The sequence below is a fragment of the Micromonospora sp. NPDC051006 genome, from assembly GCF_044456245.1.
In the GTDB taxonomy this organism is placed as follows: domain Bacteria; phylum Actinomycetota; class Actinomycetes; order Mycobacteriales; family Micromonosporaceae; genus Micromonospora.
This window is the reverse complement of the sequence record NZ_JBITFP010000002.1, coordinates 467969-485281: the sequence shown is the minus strand read 5'-3', so window position 1 is coordinate 485281 and position 17313 is coordinate 467969. Positions and strand designations below refer to the sequence as shown.

Genomic DNA, 17313 nt, shown 5'->3' with positions numbered 1-17313 from the left:
TGGCCCCTGTCCGCAAGCTCCCCGGTGGGGTCACCCGCGCCGACACCCCGACGGTGCGGGCAACGTCGCACGAAGCGAACGGAGCGAGGATGTTCAATCCACTGGATCACAAGGGGATCCCCCTGGAGAGCCAGATCCGCAACTGGCGCGAACTGAACGTGGAACCCATCGACCCGGAAGCGGTCGACCCCTACACCCGCTGCCGGATCATCACGATGAACGGTATCGAGGTCGAGGCGATCAACTTCCAGCACCAGTTCGCCCGCAACTGCCCCGACCAGGAAGTCCGTCGCCAACTCGCGTACGTCCGGTACGTGGAGAACCAGCAGCAGCGGGTGGTGAACTGGCTGCTGCCGGGGGTGGCCAGTGTGCTGGAGACGACGCTGGGCTACGAGCAGGTGGCGGTGGACCTGACCGCCTGGGTGGCTCGCCACGAACCCGACCCCTATTTGAAGCAGGCGTACGAGTTCGGTGTCCTGGAGGACTTCGATCACCTCTACCGCTACGCCAACCTGTACGAGATGGTGGAGCGACGCAAGGCGGAGAAGGTCGTCAACGGGCTGACCGAGGTCATGCCGGGGCGGCCCACCGTACGTGAACACCGGCACCCGTTCGACGAGGTGCGCACCCCGTACGACCGCAACAGCGTCGACCCGCGGTCGAAGCTGCACGCGTTGACGATCCTCTCGGCCGAGCAGCAGGTGATGTTCTACTACATGAACGTCGGCCCGCAGTACATGGAGCCGATCGCACGGCAGCTCTACCAGGAGATCAGCCTGATCGAGCAGGAGCACGTCACGCACTACGAGTCCCTGGTGGACCCGGGTGAGACCTGGTGGGAGCGGCTGCTCACCCACGAGTACAACGAATGCTGGCTCTACTACTCCTTCCTGCAGCAGGAGAGCGACCCCCGGATCAAGGCGGTCTGGGAGCTGCACCTGCAGATGGAGCTGGCCCACCTGCAACAGGCCGCGGACCTCCTGCGCCGGCACGACGGCCGGGAGCCCGAGGAGATCGTCGGCAGCACGGGCCTGCCCGAGCCGCTGACCTTCGAGCCCAACAAGGAGTACCTGCGCCACCTGCTGGCCACCCAGATGGACCTCAACAAGCTCGGCGAGGGCTACGTACGGGAGGCGCACGAGCGTTTCGAGTGGATGCAGCAGCAGCTGCACGACGGCCAGCAGCCCCCCAGCGAGCAGGTCATCGAACTGCACCGGGAGCGGTTCGGCGACGAGTACCGCCTCGAGACCGAGGGGCCGCACCCGGTGGCGGAGCTGCGTGCCCGCGAGGGAGGTAGCCATGCCTGACGCCGGCGCCTCGAACACGCCGGGCCCCGAGGAGGACGTGGTCGACCTGCTGCTCGCCCAGCACGCACGGATCGAGCAGCTGTTCCTGCTCGTCATCGGCGGCACCGGCGACACCCGCCGGGACGCCTTCGACGACCTGGTCAAGCTGCTCGCCGCCCACGAGACCGCCGAGGAGGAGGTCATCCATCCGCTGAGCCGTACCCTGCCCGGGGGTGGCGGTGACGCGATGGTCGACGACCGGCTGGCCGAGGAACGTCAGGCCAAGGAGACGCTGCAGGCGCTGATCGCCGGCGGTGTGGACGCCGACGGCTTCGACACCGGCATCATCCTGCTACGCGACGCGGTGCTCACCCACGCCCGCTACGAGGAACGGTACGAATTCCCCCAGCTGCGTCAGCACGTGCCGGCTGGCCGGTTGCGCAGCCTCGCCACCGCGGTCCGCGCCGCCGAGGCGACCGCCCCGACCCGGCCGCACCCCAGCGCACAGTCCGCGAAGGGGAACCTGGCCGCCGGCCCGGCTCTGGCGGTCATCGACCGGGTCCGGGATGCGCTGCGCAGCCCGTCCGCCGGTAAAGGCTGACACCGGAGGTCCGGCGGCTTGGCCTGACGCGCGAGGTGGTGGCTTCCCGGTTCGGGACGCCACCACCTCGCGTCCGTGTAGACGATCGAACATCAAGCTGCGAGCTTCGGCTATGGAGAGTCTGCCGTATCGGCTCTTGAATGATCCGTATGACGACATCGCGAGAGCAGCGCACGGTCCTGGTTCTCGCCGCCGGCGGCTACCGGAGGCGGGACCGATGAGGCTCGCACAGCATGCGGCGCTGATCGCCGCCACCATCACCACCGGGCTGATGGCCGGGCTGTTCGCGGCCTTCGCGTACGCGATCATGCCCGCGCTGAAGGGCGCCGACGACCGGACCTTCGTGGAGGCGATGCAGCGGATCAACACGACGATCGTCAACGGCTGGTTCATGCTGAGCTTCCTGGGCGCGGTGGTGTTCGCCGCCCTGTCGGCCGTCCTGGCCTGGCGGGGCGAAGGACGACCGGCCCTGCCGTGGATCATCGGCGGGCTCGCCCTCTACCTGCTGACGGTGATCGTCACCATCGCCGTCAACGTCCCGCTCAACGACGCGCTCGCGGCAGCCGGCGAGCCCGGCCGCATCGCCGATCTCGCGGCCGTACGCGAGCGATTCGAGGCCAGCTGGGTCACCTGGAACATCGTCCGCGCGCTCACGAACACGGCCGCATTCGGCTGCCTCACCTGGGCGCTGATGGTCCGCGGCAATGCCGCCGGTTGAGCCGGCAACCGACGCGCGGCCGGTCCGCGCGAGCACCTTGCCGGCAGCCGCCGGGCCCACTGGCCCGCGTCAGCGGGCGTCGGTGAGCTGGCCGCGAAGCTTGACCAGGGCGCGGGCCAGCAGCCGGGAGACGTGCATCTGCGAGACGCCGACCTGCGTCGCGATCTCGCTCTGGGTCAGGTTGCCGTAGAAGCGCAGGATGAGGATCTTCTGCTCGCGCTCGTCGAGGGTGGCCAGCGCGGGGCCGAGGGACACCCGCAGCTCGGCGAGGGCGTACTCGGCGTCTTCGCCGCCGAGCATGTCGCCCAGCTCGGTGGCCCGCTCACCGTCACCGGTGGGGGTGGAGAGCGAGACGGCGTTGTAGGCCCGGGCACCCTCCAGGCCCTCCAGCACCTCTTCCTCGGTGATCTGGAGGTGAGCGGCGATGTCGGCGACCGTCGGCGAGCGGCCGAGCGTCTGCAGCAGCGTGCTGTTGGCGTCGGAGATCTGCAGGCGCAGCTCCTGGAGGCGACGGGGCACCCGGATGTCCCAGGTGCGGTCGCGGAAGTGCCGCTTGAGCTCACCCACGATGGTGGGGATCGCGTAGCCGGCGAAGTCGACACCACGGGACGGGTCGAACTTGTCGATCGCCTTGATCAGACCGATCGCGGCGGTCTGCGTCAGGTCGTCGCTGGGCTCGCCTCGACCGCTGTAGCGGCGGGCCAGGTGGTTGGCGAGGGAAAGCCAGGCCTCGATCGCCTTGTCGCGCAGCGCGGGCCGGGACGGGTGGCCGGCGGGCAGCGCGCCCATGGCGTTGAGCAGCTGGGTCGCCGGGGAGTCGGGGGAGGTGATGTTGTCGGCGCGGGTGCTCGCCGGGGCGGGTCGCTCAGTGGTGATGGTCATCGCTGGTTCCTCCGCTGCTCCCGACGGCGCTTCGCGGCTGCTGCACCGATCGTTGGACCAGACACTAGACCAACGGCCACCAGATAGCTAGCCGAAAGGCTGATACGGCGCAGGTCATCGCGACCATCCCGTCGTGAACGGCTTAGGGCCGAGTGGTGGAAGATCATCGGCCCGGGCGGGCGGACGGCGGTGCGGATTCCGCCATCGCCGCGATGAGCGCGGCGACGGGAACGGTGGCGAAACCGACCCGGGCGTCGCTGGCCCCGTACGGCAGCCACAGCTCACCGTCGTGCACGAGCCCACCACAGGAGTAGACGACGTTGGGCACGTACCCGTCCCGGTCGGTCTCGTCGGGCGACAGCAGAGCGCCGGGGAGCTCGGCGATGACCTGCTCCGGTCGATGCAGGTCGAGCAGGAGCGCGCCGATGGCGTACCGACGCATCGGGCCGACACCATGGGTGAGCACGAGCCAGCCCGCGTCGGTCTCGATGGGGGATCCGCAGTTGCCGACCTGGATCAGCTCCCAACTGTCGCGCGGAGCGTGCAGCGACACCGGGGGCTGCCACCGGCTCGCACCGTCCAGGCAGGTCAGACCGATGGTTTCGCCGTCTGCGCGGCAGAGAGCCAGGTGACGGCCGCCGACGGGGCGGGGAAAGAGCGCAACGCCTTTGTTGCGTACGCCCGGCCCGCGCATCGGAGTTATCTCGAAGCGCCGCAGGTCGGCGCTGGCCAGCCCGCGGGTGGCGATGTTCCGGCCGTCGTACGCGGTGTAGGTGGCCCGGTACACCGGTCCGGAATCGTCGGTGAACCGGACGAACCGCGCGTCCTCCATGCCGTTGCTCTCCGCCGGTGTTGCCGGCCAGAGCACCCGCTGATGCAGTGCGGTGTCGGCGGGGAAGCTCGTGGCGTAGCTGCCGGCGTTGGTACGGCGCAGTTGTTCGAGCGTGCGCAACCCGGTGCTGCGGGAGAGCAGATCCGGCGGCAGGTCGCCGAGCACCCGCTCGAAGGTGGCCTCGTCGTACCGTTCGGGCAGGGCGTCCAGCACGGTGGCGGTGACCTCGTTGTCGCAGTCGCCCTCGGCCAAGCCGGCGGCGAGCAGGTCCCGCCGGTGCCGTACGCCGACCCGCTGTCCCACGACCAAGGGGCCGGACCGGTCGGCGACGGTGATCCTTCGCCCGGGTCCGAGGACTGCGGTGGCGAACCCGATGGACGACAGGTGACCCTCGCCGATCTGGCGCAGGCTGACCGCGACGCGCAACTGCCCGGCGCCGAGGGCGCTCTGGTCGGGATGGGCCACCGTCGACGGGTTGCACAGCGCCGCGGCCTCGACCGCGTACTCGTGGCTGAAGTAGGCGCCGACCAGCTGCCGGGTGGTGGGTGAAAGGTCCCGGGCTCGGGCGACCCGGTGACGGACGAGGTCGTAGTGGTGGTGGAAGGTGCGGTCCAGGTCCCGGTGCCGACCGCCGAAGCGGTCGATGGTGTCCCGCAGCAGCCGGGCGGCTTCCTCGTCGTCGAGGTGCGCCACGCGATCTATCAGTGCCCCGGCACGAGTGCGTACCAGGGCGGCGTCCTCACCAGGGACGAAGAGCTTGACGATGACCCGGCGTGGATCAGGGGTGAGGGTGAGCGCCTGCCGGAGGGCCGGTGGTCCGGTCACGACCACCGCGCCGCGTGCTGCAGAGTGGAGATCAGCGCGAGGGTGGATTCGGCGCCCTGGTTGAGGTTGGGTCCGTGCGCGGTCAGCCCGTCGTAGCCGCCGCCAGTCTCCGGATCCCACATCGACGTGCCGACGTCGTTGTCGCCGAGGAACCACCCGACCGCCTGGTGTACCCCGGTGTCCCAGTCCCGGTCTCCGGTGACCGCGGCGGCCGTGGCGCAGGCGTCGGCGAAGGCGGCGACCTCGATCGGCTGTTGGTCGTGGCGCAGTCGCTCCGCGCCGCGCCGCCACCCACCGGCGGGTATCACCGACAGCCGTCCGTCGCGGAGTTGGACGTCCCGCAGCCAGGCCAGCATTCGCAGCCCGTCGTCGAGCGGCGGGCCGCCGTGGCGCAGCTGGCTGGCGGTGATGACCACCTCGGCGAGGGCCGCGTTGGCGTAGGTCAGCTGCTGCCGGGGCCAGGGCCACCGCGGGTCCGATCCGGGTCCGCCGACCGTGCCGGCCGCGTCCGCCAGCAGCGCGGCCGCGGCGGCATGCCCTGGGTGGCGGCGCAGCACCTCGGCGGCGCCGAGCCCGGCGAACGCCATAGCGTGCGGTGCCCGGGAGCGCCGCGTGGCACCCCTGCTGAAGGCGACCAGCGCCTCCTCCCGGATCCAGCCGGCGGGACTGCGGGCGGCGGCGGTGCCCAGCCCCCACAGCGCCCGACCCCACCAGTCACCGACCCCGGGCTCGTCGGTCCAGCGCCGGTCGTGACCGAGCCGGTTGTGGAAGGCGCCGCCGGCATCCTGCGCGTGGGTCAGGAAGGCGAGGTAGCGCTCCGCGAGTCGGAGCACCGCCTCGGTCGGCTCCCGCTCGCGGCTGGTGACGACCAGGCCGCGGGCGACGTCGTCGGTGCAGTAGCCGTGCTCGCGGCGGGCGATGGCGTGCCGGGCGTGTTCGAAGAGGCCGGTGTCGTCGCTCAACCGGGTCAGGTGCGTGAAGCTGGGTGCGGGAACGGCGAGCCCGCGAGCGCCGAACGGTGCGGCCGGGCGGCCGGTGGTCGCGGTCACGCCGACGCCACACTGACCGCGGGCGGGCGGGCGGCGATGAGCCGCTCGGCGAGAGTGCCGTAGCGGGCGGCCACCGTCGGCCACCGCAGCTGCTCGGCCAGCGGCCGGATCCGGCCGGCCAGCCGGACGGCCAGGCCCGGTTCGGTCAGGATCCGCCGGATCGCCGCGGCCAGCGCCGCCGGATCCTGATGGGGTACGACCAGACCAGGGCCGCCGGTGAGTAGCTCGACGGCGTGTGGGAACGCCGTGGCCACGACGGGCACCCCGGCGGCCACCGCTTCGATGAGCACGCCGGAGGTGACCTGCTCCCGGGAGTCGTAGGGCAGCACGACCACGTCGGCGGAGCGGATCAACGCGCCGAGCTCATGCTCGTCGTGGTAGACGTTCTGGTAGTCCACGGCGTGCGCCACGCCCAGCTGGGCGCCGAGCTGGTGCAGACCCGCCCGGTACGCCTCGCCGTGTTGCTCGATCACCCTGGGGTGGGTCCGGCCCGCGACGGTGTAGGTGGGTGTCGGGTCGAGGTCCTGCAACCGCGCGAGGGCCCGCATCGACCACTCGATCCCCTTGCCGGGGCCGAGCAGACCCCAGGTCAACAGGTGCGGGCGGGTACGGCGGTCAGCCGGCACGCCGGTGTGCTCGGCCGCGCCGTGCGGGATGACCGTGACCTTGCCCGGGTTCACGGCGTAGCCGACGATCAGCCGGTCGCGGGCCGTGTCAGTCATCGTGACGACCGCGCCGGCAGCGGCGACGATCTGCTCCAGCAGGGACTTCTGCCGGGCGGAGGGCTGCCGGAGCACGGTGTGCAGGACGACGATGCTGGGCACGGCGAGCCGGCGCAGCAACGGCAGGACGTCCTGGCCGTCGGCACCGGGGTAGATGCCGTACTCGTGCTGGACGATGGCCACGTCGAAGGCGTTCAGCGCGGCGGCGGCATCCCGCCAGCCGGCCGGGGCGCGCGCCGACCAGGTGTGCACGACGCCGGGGCGGGGCCGCTGGTCGTCGCTTCCGTCGGTGACTCGCACGACGCCACCGGGCGTACCGTCGGCGGTCAGGTGAGTGGCCAGTGCGGAGTTGAAAGTGGCCAGTCCGCACCGGGTCGGTGGGTGGGTGCTGAGGAAACCGTAGCTGAGCATGGGTGTCGTGCCCTCCGGTTGTCGGACGCCACCGGGTACGGGGGCGGCCTCACGCGATTCGGCGTACGCCGGCGAGCGTGTGTCGCCGGCGGAACGGGTTCGAGGCTGGGTCACCGCGGCTGCGGGCCCTCGTCGGGCATGCTTCCTCGGGCGGTCAGCGGGTCCCGCGTCGCGACCGGCGGGTGAGTTCGTCGTAGACGGCGAGGTAGTCGCCGACCATCCGGTCCGCGCCGAAGCGCTGCCGGGCCCGTTCCCGGCAGCCGCTCCGGTCGAGGCCGGTGACCCGAGTGACGGCGTCGACGGCCTGCTCGACGGTGTGCACGAGATATCCCGTCACCCCGTCGTCGACCACCTCCGGCATGGACCCGCGGGCAAAGGCGACGACCGGTGTGCCGCACGCCATCGACTCCACCACCGACAGCCCGAACGGCTCGTCGAAGGCGATCGGGTGCAGCAGGGCGGTGCTGGCGCCCAGGACCTCCGCGCGCCGTCGGGGGCCCACCGACCCGAGGAAGGTGACCTGGTCGCCGTCGATGTGCGGGGCCACCTGTTCGGCGAAGTACCGCTCGTCCTGGACGATGCCGCAGATGGTGAGCGGCCGGCCGGTGAGGCGGGCGATCTCGATGGCGGTGTGAGTGCCTTTGTCGGGGTGGATCCGGCCGAACGCGGCCAGCCCGGGGCCGGCATCGCTGGTGAACGGCAGCCCGGTGAGGTCGACGCCGTGGTGCACCGTGGCGACGTAGTCCAGCCCCGGGGCCCGGTCGGCGTCAGAGATCGACACGTAGGACGAGCGGGCCCGAGCGTAGGCGGGGAGGATCCCCGCGCCGGAGAAGCCGTGCACGGTGGTGAGCAGCGGCGCGGGGCAGTGTTCGGCGAAGGCCAGCGGCAACCAGTCGAGGTGGTTGTGCACCAGGTCGAAGTCCCCGGCGCGGGTCAACGCGTGGGAGACATGCATGGCCTCCCACACCCGGCCGTCCATGGCGGGGTCGTCGGCGTACCCCCGGGGGCAGACACCGTCGAGGGTGGCGGAGGTGGCGGAGTCGAGCGTCGCGAAGAGTGTCACGTCCACGCCGCGAGCGACCAGCCCTTCGGCGAGCAGGCCCGTCACCTGTTCCCAGGGGCCGTAGTGGTACGGGGGTGTCCGCCAGGCGACCGGTCCGAGCAGCGCCACTTTCACGGGGATGGCGCGTCGGCGAGGTCGGCCAGGTCGAGACGCAGGGTGGCGAGCAGCCCGGCGTGCTTGGCCGGGTCCACCTGCTCCGGCAGTTCCCGCTCGACCCAGTCGGCCCTGGCCTGCTGGCCCCGTTCGCGAAGGGCGGTGGCGATCCTGTGCCTGGCGATCCTCATCGGGTGCTCCCTAGTGAAGCCGTCCGGAACGGTCACGCTCACGGACGGGGGTGTGGACGCGCCGGTCGGATCCCATCACCCGCCGTCGGGGCGAACCTGGACGTGCCGTGACCGGTGGATCCAGTGGCCGGAGCCTGGTCGGCGATCAGCCAGCACGACGATCATGCTGTGGCGATGGGATGACGGTCGTTGAACGCCCCTGCGGGCTGGTGGCGGCGGCACCTGGCGGCCACCGCGGGCCCGGGCGACATGCCCACCGTACGCCGCACAGCGTGGATCTGCACCATCACCGCATGCAGTGGCCACCCGGAAACTGCCTGCACAGCGGTATCCGCAGCGGAGGCGTACGCTGGCATTGTCGCTCGGGACCCCTGGTGACTGACGCTCCGCTGCCGGCGGACGCACCGCACCGATCGGGGTCACCGCGTCACCCACCGCCGTACATCCATCGGCCAGGTCGCCGACTTCCCGTCGCGCCGACGGCCGGCACCTCCCCCGCGCCTGCACGCCGGGCCGCGACGGTCCGTCGCCGGCCCGCCTTCACCCCCGCCCGCGCTGGCCCACGCCGGCAGCCAGGTACGCCGGGCACCCATCGGAAGGCGGCGGTTCGTGATGACCGCACCCCGAAACAGGAACGTCCGACTCTCCACCGTCAACGGACACGACGGTCCCGCCGACGCTCGCCCGGCTCCCCTTCGACCCGCGCTGAAGCGCTCGCGAATCGGGGATCTGTGGGTGGTCGCCGTGGTGTTCGCCGTCGTGCTCCTGCTGCTGCTGATCTTCGTGCTGCAGAACGGGCAGCGCGCCGAGGTGACGTTCCTCGGCGCCCACGTCGCCCTGCCGATCGGTGTGGCGCTGCTACTGGCCGCGGTCGCCGGGGTCCTGCTCGTCGCCCTCCCCGGCACGGCCCGGATCGTCCAGCTGAGGATGCGCCACCGCCGTCCCGCGAAGCGGGCGGCGGGGCCTTACGAGCCCGAACCGACCTCCCCGCCAACGACCGGGCTCCCCCCGGCCTCGCCGCTGTCCCACCAGGAAGGCTGAGCCGTGTCCGTCACCCGGCACCCGGACGCCATGATTCCCGCTTCGACGCCCATCGCACCTCGGCTCGTACTCGCCACCGCTCGGGGACGGACGGTGCTCGACGGCGGGTGGTGGCCGCGCTCCTGGGATCCGGCCGCCGAACTCCCCGGCCTGCTCGTCGCACTGACCGAACGCCATGGCCGGATCCGGAACGTCGTGCTCAACCTCCGCACCTGGGACGACCGATTCCGCCGGTTGACCGTCGGGTCGGACGTGGTCCGGTTCGGCTGGTTCGACTCCCTCGACCCCGCCGTGCTGGTCGCCACCACCGACCGGGACACCCAGATCGACCTGCTCGTGGTACCGCCCAGCACCCCGGCGGCGGCAGCGGAGCGGGCGATGGCGATCGCCGCCGACCCGGCCAACCTCAGGCGCGCGCCCGACATCCTGGCCGCCGTCCGGGTGGTACCCGCCCGGGCGTCGACGGCCAGCACAGATTCGTACGCGGAGTGGGACAACGAGGGCGGTGGCAACGGAGTCAGGGGCCGGGATTCTCGGGTCAGCCCCATGCGCGAGTAACCGGGACGGCCGGCAGAGGAAACGTCAAAGGGATGACCAGGGCCATTTCTTGGATAAACCACGCCTTTTCGGCCGAATGCCCCATTACTCCATTAATATTCGTCATGGCCATCCTGGGAGCACCAGACTCGCCCGGCTTTCCTTCGCAGGCCGCTCCTCGATGCCCTCAAGACCCTGGAGTCAGTAGGCGGGCAACCGATGACGACCGACCAAGCAGTAGGGCTGACGCGTGAGGGTGAGGGACCCCAGCGGGCAACCCTGCTGGAACTGTTCCTCGATCTCGTGTTCGTCGCCGCACTCGCCCTGACGTCACGAACCCTGGCCCGGAGTCTCGACTGGGTCGGGGTCTTCCAGGCCGTGGTGCTGCTGATGGCGATCTGGTGGGTCTGGTCCATCACCGCGTTGGCGACCGACTTCTACCACGCGCAGCGGCCTCCGATCTTCATCATGACGCTCTGGGTCATGATCGGGACCATCCTGATGGCCGGCTCGCTGCCCGGAGCCTTCGCCGACCGCGCCCTGGTCTTCGCGGGCGCATACGTGGCGATCCACGTGGGACGCGGCATCTTCCTCGCCGCCGCGCTGCACGGCCGCATGGCGCAACTACATGCCAGCAGGTTCATCTTCTGGTTCGTGGTCTCCGCCGTACCGTGGCTCGCCGGCGGCATGGTGACGGGTCTGGCGCGCGGTCTGCTGTGGGCCGCCGCGCTCGCGGTCGACTACGGGTCGGCCTGGCTCCGGTACCCCACGCCGAAACTCGGTCGGATACCCATGTCCCAGTACCGGGTGGCGGCCGACCATCTGGCGGAGCGTTACCAGCAGTTCTTCACTCTCGCCCTCGGCGATCTCGTCCTCGTCACCACCCTCACCTACGCCGATGCCGACGTGACGGCCGGCAGCACCGCGGCGCTCGTGGTCGCGTTCCTCGCCACCGTGCTGTTGTGGCAGATCTACGTCCACCGCGCCGGGGCCCTGCTGAAGGCGGCCATCGAGTCCTCCCGGGACCCGGGCGGATTCGTCCGGTCCGCCCCCTACACCCACCTGCTCATGGTGGCCGGCGTGGTCGCCGCCGCCGCCGGTTTCGAGATTGTCATCGCCCATCCCTCCGAGCACACCACGCCCTGGTTGGCCGGCATCATTCTCGGCGGACCCGCGCTGTTCCTGGCCGGACGAGCCCGATTCGAATACGAGGTGTTCAGCCGCGTGTCGCCGTCCCGCCTGGTCGCACTGTTCGTGCTGGTCGTCGCGGCGCCCGCCCTGGTGCTGGTGCCCTCGCTGGTCGCCGGCATCACCGCCACCCTCGTACTGGCGGGAGTCGCCGTCGCAGACGGCATCCGTGCCTACGGAAACCCACCCGAGCCACCGGCGCCCTCCATGTAGCTGGCGGCCGGCGGGCGTCTGCTCAGGGTGGGCAATGGGCCGGCGAGGCCGGTTACCGCGGGCCGGGCACGCCCCGCATCCGGGTGGGGCTGGCGCTACCCACGAAGTGGATCCAGCCGGCTGGGTCGCAGGTCCAGCCCCGATTAGCGTCGATGCCATGACATCGGCTCAGCCTCCGCACCTGGCCGAGGCGCTACGCCGCCGCGGCTACCTGATCTCCAGTTGGCCGTGGCGGACGTTGGCCTACCTGGTGACCACCGTCCCGATCGCCGGTCTGCTCTCCCTCGGGCTACTCGTGGTCGGCGCACCCCTGGTGGCGGCCCTCAACGCGGTACGCCAGCACGACCGCCCGATCTCCCTGCCGCTCGCCCTGTTCCTGCTCGCCGGCGGGCTGGCCCTGGTCGCGCTGGCCCCGATCGTGAGCGTCGCGGTCGCCGCCGTCGAGCGGTGGCGACTCGGCCTGGTCGACCCCCGCCCGCTGCCCGAGCGGCGCTGGCGGGGTCTGCGCGCCCGCTACACCACGGCCAACGCGTGGCGTGAGGTCGCGTACGCGGCCTGGCTCGGCAGCGTGGTGCCGCTGGCGTACTGGGTGGTCGCCCTGCTCGCGCTGCTCGACGTCACGCTGATCGCCAGCCCGTGGCTGGCCGGTGACGCGGACAACGTCATCGTGGTGTGGAGCACCGTCGACTCACCGGGCGAAGCCGTTCCGTACGCGATCGTGGGCGTCCTGCTGCTGCCGGTGCTCTGGTACGCGCTGGGAGTTCTCGCCGCCGCGCAGGCCGCCGTGGCGCGATGGCTGCTGGGCTGGCCCGTCGACGCGTCGGAGCTGCGCGAGGTCACCCGGTCGCGGGCCCGGCTGGTCGACGCGTACGAGGCCGAGCGCCGGCGCATCGAGCGTGACGTGCACGACGGCGCGCAGCCCCGGCTGACCAGCCTCACCCTGCAACTCGGCCTGGCCCGGCTGGACGTACCCGAGGACTCCCCCGCCGCCCGGCCGCTCGCCGTGGCGCACGACCAGGCCAAGGGCCTGATGGGGCTGCTCCGACAGATCGTGCACGGCATCCGCCCGCAGAGCCTCACCGACCTCGGCCTGGCCGGCGCGGTCCGGGAACTGGCCGACGAGGCCACCATCCCGGTCACCGTGCACGCCGACCTGGACCGGCCGCTGCCCGAGATCGTCGAGACCACCGCCTACTACGTGGTGTCCGAGTGCCTCGGCAACGTGGCCCGGCACGCCGAGGCGACCCGGGCCGAGGTACGGCTCACCCTGCCCGGCGGGCAGCTCGTGGTGGAGGTCTCCGACGACGGCCGCGGCGGCGCCGACCCGGCCCGCGGCACCGGCCTGACCGGTCTCGCCGACCGGGTGGCCGCGGCCGGCGGGCGACTGCTGCTCGCCAGCCCGCCCGGCGGGCCTACCCTGGTGCGGGTGGAGCTGCCGTGCCGCCCGTGACCCGGGTCGTGCTCGCCGAGGACGAAGTCCTGCTGCGCGAGGGCCTGGTCAGCCTCCTGCGACGATTCGACTTCGACGTGCTCGCCGCCGTCGGCTCGGTGCCGGCGCTGCGGGACGCGGTCCGAACGCACCAGCCCGACCTCGTGGTGACCGACATCCGGATGCCGCCGGACGGCAGCGACGACGGCCTGCGGGCCGCGGTCGCCCTCCGCGCCGAGCGGCCGGAACTCGCGGTGGTGGTGCTCAGCCAGCACGTGCAGGCGGAGTACGCCGCCGCGCTGCTGGGCAGCGGGGACGGTCGGCGGGTCGGCTACCTGCTCAAGGATCGGGTCGCCGAGGTGACCGAGTTCGTCGGGCACCTCCGTACCGTCGTGGACGGTGGCACGGTCATCGATCCCGACGTGGTACGACGGCTGCTGCACCGGCCGCGCGACCCGCTGGCCGCCCTCTCCGCCCGGGAGCGGGAGGTGCTGGCGCTGGTCGCGGAGGGCCGCTCGAACGCGTCGATCGCCGCGGCGTTGCACATCACCGAGGCGGCGATCAACAAGCACGTGGGCAACATCCTGATGAAGCTCGGCCTGCTGCCCAGCGACGACACCAATCGCCGGGTGCTGGCGGTGCTCACCTACCTGCGCACCCAGCCGACCTCCGTCGACCCGTGACCGGCGAGCCCGTCAGCCGGTGGACCGGGCGCGGGCGAACCGGGCCCGCAGCGCGTCGGTCACCGAGTGGCCGCCGGTCAGGCACCAGAGGGCGATGACCGGATCGCAGATCATGCAGCCGAACGACGACCCGGACGCGAACGGAAGGATCGGGTCGCCGCTGAGGTGGTGGGCGAGGTCCCAGGCGGTGTGCAGCAGCCAGCCGATCCCGATGAACGTCCACGACTCCAACCCGCGGTACGCGACGTAGGTCAGCACCGCGGTGAACGCCAGCTCCCAGGCCCCGAGACCGCCGCCGCTGAGGTACGCCGCCCCTGCCCCGCCCACCATGACGGCGTTGACCCTGCGCCGCTGCGGCTCGGGGATCAGCGAGTTCAGGCAGACGTACAGGACACCGATGAGCACCGCGACGAGAACAGCCATGCGCCGAACCTAGGTGCGGCGCAGACCGGCTGGCAGTGGCTGGCTGGACCGTCATCGACGGGATCGCGCCACACTGTGCGGGTGCATCGTGTCGCGATCCTCGCCTACGACGGCGTCGTGCCCTTCGACCTCTCCGTACCGTTGGAGGTTTTCGGTCGCGCCCGGTCGGCCGACGGCCGCCCGGCGTACCAGGTGTCGGTGTGCGCGGCCGCCGACGAGGTGTCGTGTGGGCCGATCAGCATCCGGGCGCGGGACGGGTTGAGCGCGGTGACCGGGGCGGACACGGTCGTCGTCCCGGGGCTCGCCGATCTCGACCAACCGGTGCCGCGGGTCGTCATCGACACGCTTCGCGCCACCCGCGGGCGGCTGGTGTCGATCTGCACCGGGGCGTTCGTCCTGGCAGACGCCGGGCTGCTCGACGGGCGGCGCGCCACGACGCACTGGGCCGCCGCCACCGAGCTGGCCCGCCGCCATCCCCGGGTGGCCATCGATCCGGACGTGCTCTTCGTCGACGAGGGGTCGGTGCTGACCTCGGCCGGCGCGGCCGCGGGGCTCGACCTCTGTCTGCACATCGTGCGCCGCGACCACGGCGTCTCGGTGGCCGCCGCGACGGCGCGCAGCTGCGTCATGCCGCTGGAACGGGCCGGCGGCCAGGCGCAGTTCATCAGCCACGAACCGCCCGCGCCGGACGGCACCTCGCTGCAGCCACTGCTCACCTGGTTGACCGACAACCTGCACGCCCCGCTGACGCTGGCCGAACTCGCCGCCCGAGCCTCGATGAGCACCCGGTCGCTCAGCCGCCACTTCCGCCAGCAGACCGGCGCGACCCCGATGCAGTGGCTCAGCCGGCAGCGGGTCCGCCGGGCCCAGCAACTTCTGGAAGAGACCGGCACGCCGGTCGAGCGGGTCGGCGAGTTGGTCGGGTTCACCTCGCCGACCGCCTTCCGCGAGTGCTTCCGGCAGGTCGTCGGGGTCAGCCCGCGCACGTACCGCGGCGCGTACCGCGGCGGCTGACGTCGCAGACCGGAGAGCGACCGCTCGCGCCGTGGTGGCGGGACACGGTCGCTCTCCGGTGCGGGCCGGGGCTCGACCCTTCAGCCGATCGGAAGCGTGTTCACCCAGTTCTGCCAGGCCTGCTCGGTCCGGGACGAGTCCGCGTCGGCGGTGAAGATGTGGTGGCCGAGCACCAGGACGTTGCCCCGGTCGGCGCCCGAGTGCAGGAACCGGTAGAGCGCGTCGTCGGTGCGGACTCCGACGTAGGTCGGGAGGCCGGCGACATCGACGACCCCCTCGATCGGCGGCAGGCCGTCGATCGTGAGCCGGGCCTTGGCGCCCTCGGTGATCGGGCCGGCGATGCCGAAGGCGTCGGCCACCGCCGCCCACACCTGCTCCGGGCGGCCGGCCTCCGGACGGAAGGCGGTGACCGGGGTGCCGGCCCGGCCGGGGAAGTGGGCGAGGTAGGCGGCCAGGCTGCCCAGGTACATGTCCCAGCCGGTCTGCATCGCCTCGTACTCGGTCTCCCAGTTGTCGCCGAGCACGCCGCTCTGGACCAGCCGCAGCACCGTGCCGCCCTGCTCACGGCCCTCGATGAGGTATTCGATGGCCATGAAGCTGCCGTCCGGCCCGGGCTCGGTGCGGTACGCGAACCGCTTCCCGGGCTCCCAGGCGGCGACCGTCGCCTCGTCGACGTGGCCGGCCATGGTCAGGCTGGTCCGCCCGCCCTCGCGCGGCTCCACCTGACTGCGACCCATGAACCAGGAGTCGATGCCAGGTCCGGTGGCGATCGCCTCCCACACCTGCTCGGGGGTGGCGGCCAGCGCGATGTCCTTGTGGAGCTGGAAGTGGTGTCCCATGATCTGAGCCCTTCGTCAATGTTCGGTCGTTCACGAGTCGTCGTCGGGTCGGTTCGGTCGCTGGCGGCGCGCGTAGCGACGCCGGCGAGAGGTACATGCAGTGGGCGTGTCCGGTCGAACGCGGGTCAGCGGGCGGCGGCACCGGCCGGCTGACGGAGCATCGGCAACAGCGCTGCGGCCACCACGACGTGCAGTACGCAGAGCATGACCCGGGTGTCTGTTGTGGCCTGTTCGATGAAGACCGGGAGGAAGGAGGCCAGCAGCACCACACCGGCGAGCACGCTCCAGATCACCCGGGCGTGCCGGGAGAACCGCTCGATCAGCGCGAGAGAACCCCAGCCGAGCAGCGCGAAGACCAGGCTGAAGACCGCGATCTCCGGCAGGATCAGCGGGTGCGGCCGGGTCGCCCCCGGGTCGGTGAGGGTGAAGTCCGTGCCGGCCGTACGGGCGACCAGGTAGAGCAGGCTGTTCGCGGCCACCGCGACGCCCACGCCCAGGGCGCGCTGGCGGCGGCGCCGGGTGGTGGCGTCGGCGGTGCCGATGGTCCGGACAGTGGTCGGGCTGGTCATGGCGGACATGTCAGGACTCCTCGGATTCGGTGCCGGTGGTGGGATTGACGGTGGGGTGCAGGGCGAGCACCACGCGGTGCTCACGACCGCCGGGGGCGTTCTCGTCGTGGTATTTGCCGACCAGGGCGGTGACCGCGGCGGCCAGCTCCTCGGCGAACGCGGCCCGGTCGCTCGCCGAGGCGAACCGGACGGTGCCGTCGAGGGCGAAGGTCGCCACCCGCTTCTTCGCCCGGTCGGCGCCGGTGATCAGCGTGCCGACGTCCTGCACGAGGCGGGCCGCGATCGCGAGCAGCCACCGCGCGGAGAGCCGGTCCGGGGCCGGCGTGGGGTTGGGTCGCACGGCGGCCAGGGCCGCGGGCGAGATCACGTAGGACGCCGCGGTGGCGCGCATGACCCGCTCGGTGACGTTGCCCTTGCGACGCTCCTCGACCAGCTCGATCAGGCCGTGCTGCTCGAGCGCCCGGAGGTGGTAGTTGACCTTCTGCCGCGGCAGGCCGACGCGGGCGGCAAGCGTCGTCGCCGAGGCCGGTTCGGCGAGCTCGGCCAGCAGCCGGGCCCGCATCGGGTCCAGCGACGCCTCGGCCGCCGCCGGGTTCTCGATCACTGCGATGTCGAACATGGCTTAACTCTCCCACCGACAGATTTTTTTGTCAAGACAAAATAAGTTGTCGGTGGCTCCCGAGATCGCCCCTCCATAACGCCGT

At 71.8% G+C, this 17313-nt stretch carries 19 protein-coding genes; 9 read left to right on the top strand and 10 right to left on the bottom strand.

Annotated elements, in window-relative coordinates:
• Positions 1–89 precede the first annotated feature (89 nt).
• The 3 genes from ACIBBA_RS05960 (at position 90) to ACIBBA_RS05950 (ending at position 2605) form a co-directional block, all read left to right on the top strand.
• A complete protein-coding gene (locus tag ACIBBA_RS05960) occupies positions 90–1307 on the top strand; it encodes a hypothetical protein (RefSeq protein WP_396694191.1) in 1218 nt (405 codons plus the stop codon).
• Positions 1300–1887, top strand: coding sequence for a hemerythrin domain-containing protein (locus ACIBBA_RS05955; RefSeq protein ID WP_396694189.1), 588 nt, complete (start codon positions 1300–1302; stop codon positions 1885–1887). Before ACIBBA_RS05960 ends, ACIBBA_RS05955 begins: the two co-directional genes overlap by 8 nt.
• 217 nt (positions 1888–2104) lie before the next feature.
• Positions 2105–2605 (top strand): DUF1772 domain-containing protein, encoded by a 501-nt coding sequence (locus ACIBBA_RS05950; RefSeq protein WP_396694187.1) that lies wholly within the window; start codon positions 2105–2107, stop codon positions 2603–2605.
• A 69-nt stretch (positions 2606–2674) separates the two neighbouring features.
• Here the strand turns inward: ACIBBA_RS05950 and ACIBBA_RS05945 are convergent, their stop codons facing one another.
• The 6 genes from ACIBBA_RS05945 to ACIBBA_RS05920 all read right to left on the bottom strand — a co-directional run bounded on the left by ACIBBA_RS05945 (position 2675) and on the right by ACIBBA_RS05920 (position 8673).
• Positions 2675–3394: a SigB/SigF/SigG family RNA polymerase sigma factor gene (locus ACIBBA_RS05945; protein WP_396694332.1), complete on the bottom strand. Its 720-nt coding sequence runs from the start codon at positions 3392–3394 to the stop codon at positions 2675–2677.
• Between the two features lie 256 nt (positions 3395–3650).
• Positions 3651–5144, bottom strand: coding sequence for a glycoside hydrolase family 130 protein (locus ACIBBA_RS05940; RefSeq protein ID WP_396694185.1), 1494 nt, complete (start codon positions 5142–5144; stop codon positions 3651–3653).
• A complete protein-coding gene (locus ACIBBA_RS05935; RefSeq protein ID WP_350867694.1) occupies positions 5141–6193 on the bottom strand; it encodes a glycosyltransferase in 1053 nt (350 codons plus the stop codon). The genes ACIBBA_RS05940 and ACIBBA_RS05935 overlap by 4 nt, the downstream gene beginning before the upstream one ends.
• Positions 6190–7326: a glycosyltransferase gene (locus ACIBBA_RS05930; RefSeq protein WP_350867696.1), complete on the bottom strand. Its 1137-nt coding sequence runs from the start codon at positions 7324–7326 to the stop codon at positions 6190–6192. The genes ACIBBA_RS05935 and ACIBBA_RS05930 overlap by 4 nt, the downstream gene beginning before the upstream one ends.
• Positions 7327–7480: 154 nt before the next feature.
• Positions 7481–8503 (bottom strand): glycosyltransferase family 4 protein, encoded by a 1023-nt coding sequence (locus ACIBBA_RS05925; protein ID WP_396694184.1) that lies wholly within the window; start codon positions 8501–8503, stop codon positions 7481–7483.
• Positions 8500–8673, bottom strand: coding sequence for a hypothetical protein (locus ACIBBA_RS05920; protein ID WP_396694182.1), 174 nt, complete (start codon positions 8671–8673; stop codon positions 8500–8502). Before ACIBBA_RS05920 ends, ACIBBA_RS05925 begins: the two co-directional genes overlap by 4 nt.
• A 735-nt stretch (positions 8674–9408) precedes the next feature.
• Here ACIBBA_RS05920 and ACIBBA_RS05915 point away from each other — a divergent pair.
• From ACIBBA_RS05915 to ACIBBA_RS05895, 5 genes are all read left to right on the top strand, one after another.
• The gene (locus ACIBBA_RS05915) at positions 9409–9714 is read left to right on the top strand and encodes a LapA family protein (protein WP_357047837.1); all 306 of its coding nucleotides are present in this window, start codon (positions 9409–9411) and stop codon (positions 9712–9714) included.
• A gap of 3 nt (positions 9715–9717) precedes the next feature.
• Entirely contained in the window at positions 9718–10272 is a 555-nt protein-coding gene (locus ACIBBA_RS05910) for a DUF5994 family protein (RefSeq protein WP_396694180.1), read from the top strand.
• Positions 10273–10470: 198 nt separating this feature from the next.
• The gene (locus tag ACIBBA_RS05905; RefSeq protein ID WP_396694178.1) at positions 10471–11652 is read left to right on the top strand and encodes a low temperature requirement protein A; all 1182 of its coding nucleotides are present in this window, start codon (positions 10471–10473) and stop codon (positions 11650–11652) included.
• Between the two features lie 157 nt (positions 11653–11809).
• Complete coding sequence (locus ACIBBA_RS05900) at positions 11810–13102, top strand: sensor domain-containing protein (RefSeq protein WP_396694176.1); 1293 nt, start codon at positions 11810–11812, stop codon at positions 13100–13102.
• Positions 13090–13764 carry a response regulator gene (locus ACIBBA_RS05895; protein ID WP_396694174.1) on the top strand — a complete coding sequence of 225 codons (675 nt, stop codon included), beginning with the start codon at positions 13090–13092 and terminating at the stop codon, positions 13762–13764. The genes ACIBBA_RS05900 and ACIBBA_RS05895 overlap by 13 nt, the downstream gene beginning before the upstream one ends.
• A gap of 12 nt (positions 13765–13776) precedes the next feature.
• Here the strand turns inward: ACIBBA_RS05895 and ACIBBA_RS05890 are convergent, their stop codons facing one another.
• Entirely contained in the window at positions 13777–14187 is a 411-nt protein-coding gene (locus ACIBBA_RS05890; RefSeq protein WP_396694172.1) for a DUF6010 family protein, read from the bottom strand.
• 81 nt (positions 14188–14268) lie between these two features.
• Between ACIBBA_RS05890 and ACIBBA_RS05885 the strand changes: the two genes are divergently transcribed.
• Positions 14269–15201: a GlxA family transcriptional regulator gene (locus ACIBBA_RS05885; RefSeq protein ID WP_396694170.1), complete on the top strand. Its 933-nt coding sequence runs from the start codon at positions 14269–14271 to the stop codon at positions 15199–15201.
• An 80-nt stretch (positions 15202–15281) separates the two neighbouring features.
• Here the strand turns inward: ACIBBA_RS05885 and ACIBBA_RS05880 are convergent, their stop codons facing one another.
• From ACIBBA_RS05880 to ACIBBA_RS05870, 3 genes are all read right to left on the bottom strand, one after another.
• Positions 15282–16040: an SRPBCC domain-containing protein gene (locus ACIBBA_RS05880; protein WP_396694168.1), complete on the bottom strand. Its 759-nt coding sequence runs from the start codon at positions 16038–16040 to the stop codon at positions 15282–15284.
• 125 nt (positions 16041–16165) lie between these two features.
• On the bottom strand, positions 16166–16618 hold the full coding sequence (locus ACIBBA_RS05875; protein ID WP_396694166.1) for a DUF6069 family protein: 453 nt from the start codon (positions 16616–16618) through the stop codon (positions 16166–16168).
• 1 nt (position 16619) lies between these two features.
• The gene (locus ACIBBA_RS05870) at positions 16620–17228 is read right to left on the bottom strand and encodes an ArsR/SmtB family transcription factor (protein WP_396694164.1); all 609 of its coding nucleotides are present in this window, start codon (positions 17226–17228) and stop codon (positions 16620–16622) included.
• Positions 17229–17313 lie beyond the last annotated feature (85 nt).

Coding starts and splice junctions, on each gene's coding strand:
- ACIBBA_RS05930 (WP_350867696.1), bottom strand. CDS start 7,326: ATGCTCAGCTACGGTTTCCTCAGCACCCACCCACCGACCCGGTGCGGA.
- ACIBBA_RS05890 (WP_396694172.1), bottom strand. CDS start 14,187: ATGGCTGTTCTCGTCGCGGTGCTCATCGGTGTCCTGTACGTCTGCCTG.
- ACIBBA_RS05950 (WP_396694187.1), top strand. CDS start 2,105: ATGAGGCTCGCACAGCATGCGGCGCTGATCGCCGCCACCATCACCACC.
- ACIBBA_RS05955 (WP_396694189.1), top strand. CDS start 1,300: ATGCCTGACGCCGGCGCCTCGAACACGCCGGGCCCCGAGGAGGACGTG.
- ACIBBA_RS05870 (WP_396694164.1), bottom strand. CDS start 17,228: ATGTTCGACATCGCAGTGATCGAGAACCCGGCGGCGGCCGAGGCGTCG.
- ACIBBA_RS05900 (WP_396694176.1), top strand. CDS start 11,810: ATGACATCGGCTCAGCCTCCGCACCTGGCCGAGGCGCTACGCCGCCGC.
- ACIBBA_RS05920 (WP_396694182.1), bottom strand. CDS start 8,673: ATGAGGATCGCCAGGCACAGGATCGCCACCGCCCTTCGCGAACGGGGC.
- ACIBBA_RS05960 (WP_396694191.1), top strand. CDS start 90: ATGTTCAATCCACTGGATCACAAGGGGATCCCCCTGGAGAGCCAGATC.
- ACIBBA_RS05880 (WP_396694168.1), bottom strand. CDS start 16,040: ATGGGACACCACTTCCAGCTCCACAAGGACATCGCGCTGGCCGCCACC.
- ACIBBA_RS05945 (WP_396694332.1), bottom strand. CDS start 3,394: ATGGGCGCGCTGCCCGCCGGCCACCCGTCCCGGCCCGCGCTGCGCGAC.
- ACIBBA_RS05905 (WP_396694178.1), top strand. CDS start 10,471: ATGACGACCGACCAAGCAGTAGGGCTGACGCGTGAGGGTGAGGGACCC.
- ACIBBA_RS05875 (WP_396694166.1), bottom strand. CDS start 16,618: ATGTCCGCCATGACCAGCCCGACCACTGTCCGGACCATCGGCACCGCC.